Below are 9,478 nucleotides of genomic sequence, written 5' to 3' on the forward strand. Positions count from 1 at the left end.
GCGCGGGCGGCGCTCGATCTGTGCCCCAATATAAAAATAAAGGCGAACACCTAGACCGCATGCAACATCAAAACCGATCCAGCCGATAAGCCCCAAGATCAGCGCCTGCCTCCCGCTCAGCCAACCGCCCCATCCAATCCGCCGTCACCGCCGCCTGGGTCAACCCCAGGTGCTGATGCCCAAACGCAAGCAACACCCGCCCATCGCACACCCGGTCGATCACCGGCAACGAATCCGGCAGCGAAGGCCTGAACCCCATCCACGGCGTCGCCCCCTCGATCTCCAGATCCCGCTTGAACAACCCCTTGCTCAGCCGGTGCAACTGCCACGCCCGCTGCATGCTCGGCGGCGCATCCAACCCCGCGAATTCCACCGTGCCGGCCAGGCGCAGGCCGTCAGCCATCGGCGTCATGATGAACTTGCGCTCCAGCGAGGTCACCGCAAACGGCAGGCGCTGGTGCTCGCCAGGCAACATCAGGTGATAGCCGCGCTCGGTGTCCAGGGGCACGCGCTTGCCCGTCAGCGTGGCCGTCAGCTGCGCAGAATGGGCGCCGCAGCTGATCAGCACCTGGCGCGCACTGAAGCTGCCCCGGTCACTGGCCAGCTTGACGCCCTGACCGTCCAGGTGCCCGCCGTTGACCTGCCCCTGGACGAAACGCACGCCACTGGCCTTGGCCGCCTCGAACAGTTCGCAAACCACCCGATAGGGGTCCAGAAAGTGCCCGGTACGTGGGAAGAACAGCCCGCCGAGCAGCGAAGGGTCAAGCTGCGGCGCGGCTTCGTGCACGGTGCCGGCCGACCACATGTCCACTGCCACATCCTGTTGCTGCATACGTGTGCGCAAGGCTTCCAGCGCCTGGCGCGACTCGGGCCGTTCGAACACCAGCAGCGAACCATCCTCCTTGAACAGGTCGCTACGCCCGATCGAGCCCAGCAAACGTTGCCAGGCCCCGAGGCTGCCCTCGTTCAACGCGCGAATTCCCGACACGCTGCGCTGGAACGGGGCCGGGCGCAGATTGAGCAGCAGGCGGGTGAACCAGGGCAGCGCTTTTGGCAGGTACTTCCAGTCCAGCCGCAGCGGGCCCATCGGGTCCAGCAGCATGCGTGGCAGGCGCTTGAGGATCGACAGGTCGGCGATGGGGAATACCTGCTCGGTGGCCAGGTGCCCGGCATTGCCGTAGGACGCGCCGTGGCCCGGCGCCTGGCGATCGATCAGCAGCACCCGACGGCCCTGGCGGGCCAGTTGCAGAGCACAGGCGACGCCGACGATGCCGGCGCCGACCACGGCGATATCGGTTTCAGGGGAGGCATCGAGCATGATTCAGCGTTCCCGCTTGCCGTCGAGCAAGCGCCGCAGCTGCAGCGGGTTGCCGTGCTTCAACGCCTGCGGTAGCAGGGCATCCGGGAAGTCCTGGTAGCACACCGGGCGCAGGAAGCGCAGGATCGCCGCCGTGCCCACCGAGGTGCTGCGGGCATCGGAGGTGGCCGGGAACGGCCCGCCGTGGACCATGGCATCGCACACTTCCACCCCCGTTGGCCAACCGTTGACCAGCATGCGTCCGGCTTTGCGTTCCAGGGTCGGCAGCAGGGCGCGGGCGCTGTCCAGGTCGCCGTCGTCCAGGTGCAGGGTGGCGGTCAGCTGGCCTTCCACGTGCTCGGCAACCTGGCGCACTTGCGCGTCGTTTTCACAGGCGACCACCAGCGAGGCGGCGCCGAACACTTCGGCCTGCAGCGCCGGGTCGGTGAGGAATGCATATGCCTGGGTAACGAACAGCTGCGCCTGGCACTGGTTGGGGCCTTGCGGCGGCTGGCCGCTGGCGGCGACCTGGGCATTGGCGTTGTCGGCCAAGGCAGCGATACCGGCTGCATAGGCGCTGTGGATGCCAGGGGTGAGCATGGTCTGCGCAGCGGCCTGGCGCACTTGCTCGCTGGCGGCGGCAATGAAGCGCTGCAACGCCGGCCCCTGGCGGGCGATGACCAGGCCGGGGTTGGTGCAGAACTGGCCGGCGCCCTGGGTCAGCGAAGCGACGAAGCCTTGGGCCAGTGACTCGGCCCGGGCCTGCAGGGCCGCATCGAAGAGGAACACCGGGTTGATCGAACTCATTTCCGCATACACCGGGATCGGTTCCGGGCGCGCCTGGGCGGCCTGGCACAGGGCGATGCCGCCGCTGCGCGACCCGGTGAAACCGACGGCCTTGATGCGCGGGTCGCTGACCAGGGCAATGCCGACTTCACGGCCCGCGCCATACAGCAGCGAGAACACGCCCTCGGGCAGCCCGCACAGTTGCACGGCGCGTGCCACGGCCTGGCCGACCAGTTCGCTGGTGCCGGGGTGGGCACCGTGGGCTTTCACCACCACCGGGCAACCGGCCGCCAGGGCCGAGGCGGTGTCGCCCCCGGCGACCGAGAAGGCCAGGGGGAAGTTGCTGGCGCCGAAGACGGCGACCGGGCCCAGGGCCACCTGGCGTTGGCGCAGGTCGGCACGGGGCAGGGGCTGGCGCTCGGGGAGCCGGTTGTCGACCCGTACATCCAGCCATTCGCCGTCGCGCACCACGCGGGCGAAGGTGCGCAGTTGCGTGCAGGTGCGGCCACGCTCGCCCTGGATACGTGCCTTGGGCAGGCCGCTTTCGGCCACGGCGCGGTCGATCAGGGCGTCGCCCAGCGCTTCGATCTGTTCGGCGATGGTGTCGAGAAACGCTGCACGTTGCTCGAGTGAAGTCTCGCGGTAGCGGTCGAACGCCGCCCAGGCCAGGGCGCAGGCCTGGGCAACGTGCTCGCCGGTGCCCCCGGCGTAAGCGGGTTCCAGCGACTGGTTGGTGGCCGGGTCGATGGCGCGGATGGCTGCTTGGCTGCCGGTCACGGCGCGCTGGCCGATCAGCAGGTTGCCTGTCAGGGGCATGGAGCCTCCTTCGAAATCAAGTTCAGGATTGGAGTGTGGGAGCGGGCTTGCCCCGCGAAGCAGACGCCGCGGTGTCTGGCACCGGCTTCGCCGGTGTTCGCGGGGCGAGCCCGCTCCCACAGGGGGCAGGTCAGGCCAGGTTCTGCTCGGCCGACCAGTTGGCGTACCAGCTGCGGAACAGCGTGTACTGCTGCTCGGCGTAGTTGCGCTGGGCGTCGGTGAGCACGTCGGTTTCATTGAAGTGCAGGCTGTACTCGGTGTCGCCGTTGAGCACCATCAGGTGCTTGTAGTACAGCACCAGGTCGCAGCCTTCATCGAACGACGACAGCACCGCCAGCGCCGACTCCAGCTCACGCGCCAGACGGCGGGCCCGGGCATCGCCCTTGGCAGCCTGCTTGCTCAGGCTCACCAGTTGCAGCACTTCACGCGGCAGGGCGTTGCCGATGCCGGTGATGGCGCCGGTGGCGTTGCAGTTGACGAAGCCATGCACCACCTGGGTGTCGACGCCGACCATCAAGGTCACATCGTCATCCTTGGAGGTGATGTGCTCGGCGGCGTAACGCAGGTCGGCGCCGCCACCGAATTCCTTGAAACCGATCAGGTTCGGGTATTCGCGGCGCAGTTCGAAGAACAGGTCGGCGCGGGTGGCGAAGCCGTAGTAGGGGCTGTTGTAGATCACCGCCGGCAGCTTCGGCGCGGCCGCGAGGATCGCCGCGAAGTGGTGCTTCTGGGCGATCAGCGAGGCACCGCGCGACAGCACACGGGGGATGACCATCAGGCCGGCGGCGCCGACCTTGGCGGCGTGGGCCGCATGGGCCACGGCCTCGCGGGTGTTTACCGCGCCGGTGCCGACGATGGTCGGGATGCCGGCGGCCACCAGGCGCGCCACGCCTTCCTGGCGCTCGGCCTCGGTCAGCAGCGGCCAGTCGCCCATCGAGCCGCAGTACACCACCGCGCTCATGCCGGCTTCGATCAGCTCGAGGCCCTTGCGCACCAGGGCGTCGAAGTCCGGTTTGCGCGCGGCGGTGCACGGGGTCATCAGGGCGGGCATGCAGCCGGTGAAGATGTTGTCGCTCATGGGTGTCACTCCTTGCAGTATTCAGTCGGGGTTGCGAAGAAAAAGGCCAGGGGCGTCAGATGCCCCAGGCAAACGGATCCTGTTCGTCGATCAGCAGGGTGCTGTCGGCGGTCATGTAGGCGCGGCCGGTAATGAACGGGCGAATGCGCTCGCCCTCGCGCTGGTAGCGGCCGTGGAACTGACTGCCGGTGATGCTGGCCTGGACCCAGGTCTGGCCCTCGGCGAGCTTGCCGTCGGCGGCCAGGCACGCCAGCTTGGCGCTGGTGCCGGTGCCGCAGGGGGAGCGGTCGTAGGCCTTGCCGGGGCACATGACGAAATTGCGGCTGTCGGCGTTGGCGTCATCGGCGAACAGCTCGACATGGTCGATGAGGGCGCCGTGCTCGCCGGTGATGCCCTGGGCTTCGAGGGCCTTGAGCATGGCCCAGGTGTACTCGGTGAGGGCTTCGCGGTTGTCCAGCGCGATGCGCTGGCCATGCTCGGACACCAGGAAGAACCAGTTGCCACCCCAGGCGATGTCGCCGTGCACCACGCCGTGGCCGGGAACGTCCACCGGCACCTGCTGGCGGTAGCGGTAGGCCGGTACGTTGCCGACGGTAACTGCACCGTCTTCATGCAGGGTGGCGCTGACCTGGCCGACCGGGGTGTCGATCTTGTGCACGCCGGGCTCGATCAGGCCCAGGTGCTGCAGCGAGGCGACCAGGCCGATGGTGCCGTGGCCGCACATGTTCAGGTAGCCGGTGTTGTTGAAGAAGATCACCCCGCAGGTGGCGTCGGCCGACACCGGTGGGCAGTACAGCGCGCCGACCAGCACGTCGTTGCCGCGTGGCTCCAGCAGGCAGGCACGGCGCCAGTCGTCGTGCAGCTCGCGCAGTTCGTCGCGCTGTTCGGCCATGCTGCGGCCATTGAGGGTGGGGAAGCCCTTCATCACCAGGCGGGTGGGTTCGCCGCCGGTGTGGGAGTCGATGACGTGAACGTGTTTCATGGACATCTCCGAATGTGTGGTGCGCTTGCGGGCCTCATCGCCGGCAAGCCGGCTCCCACAGGTACAGCGCAGGCATTGTGGGAGTCGGCTTGCCGGCGATAGGGCCAGCAGCCTTCAAGAAGCCAGTGCCGCCGGGCGCTTGCCTACCTGCACCTCGTGGCTGCTTTCGCTTTCATCCTCACCCTCCAGGCGCACCAGGTGAGCCGGCACCCCGGTAGCCGCGCCCCAGTAGTAGATGCCCAGTGCACAGGCGGCCACGGCAAGGGTGTCGAACGGGTGAGCGAGCACGCCCAGGCCGCCGAAGCTACCCAGCCAGGACAGCAGGATGGTCACCGCGTAGAACCCGATCAGCCAGGCCGACGAGCGCACTTGCTGGGCCAGCGACAGGTGCTGGGTAGGTACGAAGCGGGCACACAGCAGGTACAGCACGAACATCACGATCTGCAGGGCCAGCAGCCACGACACGGTCTTCCAGCCAGACCAGTAGACGATCAGCGCGGCGATGATGAACGACAGCGGGCCGAGCACGCCCATGCCCATGACCCGGAACGGGCGCGGCATGTCCGGTGCATTGCGGCGCAGGGCGGCGACGGTGACCGGGGCCACGGCGTAGCTCAGCACCAGGGCGGCGGAAACCACGTTGATCAGCGCTTCCCAGGACGGGAACGGCAGGGTCCAGAACACCGACAGGCCGAAGGTCAGCCACAGGGCAGGGCGCGGGATGCCGGACTGCTCGTCGATACGGGTGAAGTACTTGAAGAAGGTACCGGTCTGCGCCCAGCCATAGACCACGCGCGGGGTGGCGTTCATGTAGATGTTGCCGCAGCCGCTGGGCGAGATCACCGCATCGGCCACCACCAGGTAGGCCAGCCAGCCGACGCCCAGGGCCAGGGCGATGTCCCGGTAGGGCAGGGCCAGTTCCTTGGTCACGCCGGCCCAGCCGTTGGCGAGCATTTCGGTGGGGATGCTGCCGAGGAAGGCCAGTTGCAGCAGGGCATAGATCGCGGTGGACAGCAGCACCGAGAGGATCAGCGCGATCGGGATGGTGCGCTGCGGGTTCTTCACTTCGCTGGCCACCGAGATGATCGGCGTCAGGCCTAGGTAGGCGAAGATGATGCCGCCGGCCGACACCGCCATTTCCACGCCGGACAGGCCGAACGGGGCAAACCCTTGGACCTCGAAGTTCTCAGGCTTGAAGAAGGTGAACAGCACGCCGATCACCAGCAACGGCACGATGAACTTGAACACGCTGACCAGGTTGTTGGCCTTGGCGAAGGTCTTCACGCTGCGGTAGTTGAGCAAGAAGAACAGCCCCAGCAAGGCGAACTGCACCAGCCAGCCGAGCACGGTGGGGTCGCTGGAGCCGGCCTTGGTCAGCCCGGGAAACCAGGCGGCGGCGTACTGGCGGGAAGCGACCACTTCGATGGCGATCAGGCTGGAAAAGGCGATCAGCGTGATGAAGCCCATCAGGTAGCCGAGCAGCGGGCCGTGCGAGTACACCGGGTAGCGCACCACACCGCCGGCGCGCGGCAGGGCGGCGCCGAGCTCGCAGTAGACGATGCCCAGCAGCAACACGGCGAAACCGCCGAGGAACCAGGAGAGGATACCGGCCGGGCCGGCGATGGCCGACACGTGGCTGGCGGCGAACAGCCAGCCGGAGCCGAAGATGGCGCCGAGGCCGATGAAGGTGAGGTCGAGCAATGACAGCTGTTTCTTGAATTTGCCTGACATGGGTGCGCCTTTTTGTAGGTTTTGGATAGGCAGGTCTGATGTCACGTGATACGGCTTTTACGGCCGCACTCTTGTTGGTATGGGGCGGCTTGCGTGGGGCATAGAGTGGACCGGGCGGGGGTGGTGGTTCTTGATGGTTTTCTGCAAGCGGGATGACGAAATCGGCACAGTTGCAGAAAAGGCTGGCGCCCGGTTGGGCTCGATGGATAGGCTGGAGGACACAGTAGATAAGGGCTGTAAAGGTGTGGTGAAGCTGCCGGCCCTTTCGCGGGACAAGCCCGCTCCCACAGGTATCACACCGTGCCTGAAGACAGTGGGGGATCTGTGGGAGCGGGCTTGTCCCGCGAAGTGGCCAGTAGCCTCACCTTCGAGAATCGATATGACACAAGCGCTCCTGGCATCCCTGTACCAGTCACTCGAACAGCACCGCCCCGCCACCCTCGAGGCCCTGCTCGCCAGTGTCTCCCTGCTGCTGCCGATCCTCGACGCCATCCCCAACGCCGCGATCTTCATCAAGGACCCCGACGCCCGCTACGTGCTGGCCAACACCACGCTGGTCCAGCGCTGCGGCCTCAAGCGTCTGCAGCCGTTGCTGGGCAAGACCAGCGCCGAGGTCTTCCCGGCGCAACTGGGCCCCGGCTACACCGAGCAGGACCGCCGAGTGTTGCAACAGGGCATGGTGCTGGAGGACCAGCTGGAACTGCACCTGTACGGCAGCCGCGAGCCCGGCTGGTGCCTGACCCACAAGCGCCCGCTGTACAATCCCGCAGGCGCGATCATCGGCCTGGTGGGCATCTCCGTCGACCTGCAGTCAGCCGCCGACACCCATCCCGCCTACCAGCGCCTGGCGGCCGTGGACGAGCACATCCGCCAGCATTTCCACCAGCCGATCAGCATGGGCGAACTGACCCGCATCGCCGGGATTTCCGTGGCGCAGCTGGAGCGCTACTGCAAGCGGGTATTCCACCTCACGCCGCGGCAGATGATCCACAAGGCCCGCCTGGAGCAGGCCCATCGCCTGCTGCACAGCGACCTGCCGATCACCGAGGTGGCCCTGCAATGCGGCTACACCGACCACAGCGCGTTCAGTCGGCAGTTCAAGCAACTGACGGGCTTTACCCCCCGCCAGTACCGCCAGGCGACGGCGCTTCAGGAGGTTTGAAAGAGGGCGCGCGCCTCGGTGAAGCACTGCTCGGCAATCGCCGAGCGCGGCTCGCTGCGGCGCAGCAGCAGGCCGACCGGGCTGTGGATGCTGGCGTCGGCGATGGGGATGATGCGCAGGTGTTCGCTCAAGTCTTCCAGGCCGAAGTTCAGCGGCATCACCGCGCAGCACACGCCGGCGGTGATGGCCTGGATCAGCTGGAAGCTGGAGTCGCTTTCCAATACGGCCATGGGCTCCAGGCCACGGCTGCGCAAGCTCAGGTCCAGCGACTGGCGGTAGTGCATGCCCTTGCTGAGCAGGCCCAGCGGCAGGTCTGCCAGTTCGCTCCATTGCAGTTGCGGCGTATCGAGCTGGAAGTGCCGGGTATCGTGCAACAGGCCCATGGTGGTGGTGCCCAGCTCGATCACTTCGAAGAAACTGGCGTTGACCTGGTCCAGGTAGCAGATCCCCAGGTCGAGCTGGTTGCGGCTCAGGCCATCCATGATCTGTTCGGTGCTGTGCGTGCTGAGCTGGTACTGCAGCTCGGGGTATTTCTCGCGCAGCGGCATCAGCAGGCTCATGGTGTTGAAGCTGGCCAGGGGCACGCTACCCAGGCGCAGGCTGCCGACCACCTGGCCACGGCAGCTGGCGGCCTCGGCCTGCAGGCCGTCATGGGCGGCGAGCAGGGTGCGGGCCCAGGCCAGGATGCGCTCGCCGGCTTCGGTGAAGCCTTCGAAGCGCTGGCCGCGCTTGACCAGCATCAGGTCCAGCTCGTCTTCCAGGTTGCGCAGGCGCATGGACAGGGTCGGCTGGGTGATGTGGCACAGCGCCGCGGCCTGGCCGAAGTGGCGGGTCTGGTCGAGGGCGATGAGGAACTTGAGCTGCTTGATGTCCATGGGGGGGCCTGGGGTTGGTTGGGCAGACCTTAACCAAGTCTGCGATAGATGTCATTGATCGGCTGGTTCGCCATATCGATTGGACGCCTCGGCGCTGCGGCTCTAGCGTGGCGGCACAGCCCATTCAAGGAGCCCTGCCGTGCGCGTCAAACCCGACGCGGTCTTCGTACCGCTCAACATCGCCGTGCTGACTGTCAGCGATACCCGAACCTTCGACAACGACACCTCCGGCGAACTGCTGGCCAGTCGTTCGGTGCAGATCGGCCATCGCCTGGTGGCGCGGGTGCTGCTCAAGGACGATCTGTACAAGATACGCGCCCAGGTCGCCACCTGGATTGCAGATGACCAGGTGCAGGTGGTGCTGATCACCGGCGGCACCGGCTTTACCGGGCGAGACAGCACGCCGGAAGCCGTGCAGTGCCTGTTCGACCGGTCTATCGATGGCTTTGGCGAGCTGTTCCGTGCGCTGTCGATTCTCGATATCGGCTCCTCGACCGTGCAAAGCCGCGCACTGGCGGGCATGGCCAATCGCACCCTGGTGTGCTGCCTGCCAGGCTCGACCGGAGCTTGCCGGACGGCCTGGGAGGGGATTCTGGTCGAGCAGCTGGATGCGCGGCATATGCCCTGCAATTTTGTGAAGCATCTGAAGCCTGTTCAAGCCTGCGAGAGTCGGGGCTGACCGCACTGGCCCCATCGCCGGCAAGCCGGCTCCCACAGGTAGGGCGCAAATCCTCCCTGTGGGAGCCGGCTT

8 protein-coding genes are annotated in these 9,478 nt (G+C 66.8%); 2 read left to right on the forward strand and 6 right to left on the reverse strand.

The window, feature by feature from the left end:
- Positions 1 to 67: 67 nt before the first annotated feature.
- The 5 genes from PMI38_RS25210 to PMI38_RS25230 form a co-directional block, all read right to left on the reverse strand.
- Positions 68 to 1,318 carry an NAD(P)/FAD-dependent oxidoreductase gene (locus tag PMI38_RS25210; RefSeq protein WP_008100633.1) on the reverse strand — a complete coding sequence of 417 codons (1,251 nt, stop codon included), beginning with the start codon at positions 1,316 to 1,318 and terminating at the stop codon, positions 68 to 70.
- A gap of 3 nt (positions 1,319 to 1,321) precedes the next feature.
- Positions 1,322 to 2,899: an aldehyde dehydrogenase (NADP(+)) gene (locus PMI38_RS25215; protein ID WP_008100637.1), complete on the reverse strand. Its 1,578-nt coding sequence runs from the start codon at positions 2,897 to 2,899 to the stop codon at positions 1,322 to 1,324.
- Between the two features lie 130 nt (positions 2,900 to 3,029).
- The gene (locus PMI38_RS25220; protein WP_008100639.1) at positions 3,030 to 3,977 is read right to left on the reverse strand and encodes a dihydrodipicolinate synthase family protein; all 948 of its coding nucleotides are present in this window, start codon (positions 3,975 to 3,977) and stop codon (positions 3,030 to 3,032) included.
- Positions 3,978 to 4,032: 55 nt separating this feature from the next.
- Positions 4,033 to 4,959, reverse strand: a complete 927-nt coding sequence (locus PMI38_RS25225) for a 4-hydroxyproline epimerase (RefSeq protein WP_008100641.1) — start codon at positions 4,957 to 4,959, stop codon at positions 4,033 to 4,035.
- A 114-nt stretch (positions 4,960 to 5,073) separates the two neighbouring features.
- The gene (locus tag PMI38_RS25230) at positions 5,074 to 6,690 is read right to left on the reverse strand and encodes an APC family permease (RefSeq protein WP_008100643.1); all 1,617 of its coding nucleotides are present in this window, start codon (positions 6,688 to 6,690) and stop codon (positions 5,074 to 5,076) included.
- Positions 6,691 to 7,069: 379 nt separating this feature from the next.
- On the opposite strand from PMI38_RS25230, the gene PMI38_RS25235 reads away from it, so the two are divergent.
- The gene (locus tag PMI38_RS25235) at positions 7,070 to 7,852 is read left to right on the forward strand and encodes an AraC family transcriptional regulator (protein WP_008100645.1); all 783 of its coding nucleotides are present in this window, start codon (positions 7,070 to 7,072) and stop codon (positions 7,850 to 7,852) included.
- Here PMI38_RS25235 and PMI38_RS25240 read toward each other — a convergent pair.
- The gene (locus PMI38_RS25240) at positions 7,840 to 8,727 is read right to left on the reverse strand and encodes a LysR family transcriptional regulator (protein WP_008100647.1); all 888 of its coding nucleotides are present in this window, start codon (positions 8,725 to 8,727) and stop codon (positions 7,840 to 7,842) included. The two genes, PMI38_RS25235 and PMI38_RS25240, sit on opposite strands and share 13 nt — an antisense overlap.
- A 139-nt stretch (positions 8,728 to 8,866) precedes the next feature.
- On the opposite strand from PMI38_RS25240, the gene moaB reads away from it, so the two are divergent.
- Positions 8,867 to 9,406 carry a molybdenum cofactor biosynthesis protein B gene (gene moaB / locus PMI38_RS25245; protein ID WP_008100649.1) on the forward strand — a complete coding sequence of 180 codons (540 nt, stop codon included), beginning with the start codon at positions 8,867 to 8,869 and terminating at the stop codon, positions 9,404 to 9,406.
- Positions 9,407 to 9,478: the final 72 nt, after the last annotated feature.

Source organism: Pseudomonas sp. GM84 (assembly GCF_000282535.1).
GTDB lineage: Bacteria > Pseudomonadota > Gammaproteobacteria > Pseudomonadales > Pseudomonadaceae > Aquipseudomonas.

Coding starts and splice junctions, on each gene's coding strand:
- PMI38_RS25210 (WP_008100633.1), bottom strand. CDS start 1,318: ATGCTCGATGCCTCCCCTGAAACCGATATCGCCGTGGTCGGCGCCGGC.
- PMI38_RS25240 (WP_008100647.1), bottom strand. CDS start 8,727: ATGGACATCAAGCAGCTCAAGTTCCTCATCGCCCTCGACCAGACCCGC.
- PMI38_RS25220 (WP_008100639.1), bottom strand. CDS start 3,977: ATGAGCGACAACATCTTCACCGGCTGCATGCCCGCCCTGATGACCCCG.
- PMI38_RS25215 (WP_008100637.1), bottom strand. CDS start 2,899: ATGCCCCTGACAGGCAACCTGCTGATCGGCCAGCGCGCCGTGACCGGC.
- PMI38_RS25230 (WP_008100643.1), bottom strand. CDS start 6,690: ATGTCAGGCAAATTCAAGAAACAGCTGTCATTGCTCGACCTCACCTTC.
- PMI38_RS25225 (WP_008100641.1), bottom strand. CDS start 4,959: ATGAAACACGTTCACGTCATCGACTCCCACACCGGCGGCGAACCCACC.
- PMI38_RS25235 (WP_008100645.1), top strand. CDS start 7,070: ATGACACAAGCGCTCCTGGCATCCCTGTACCAGTCACTCGAACAGCAC.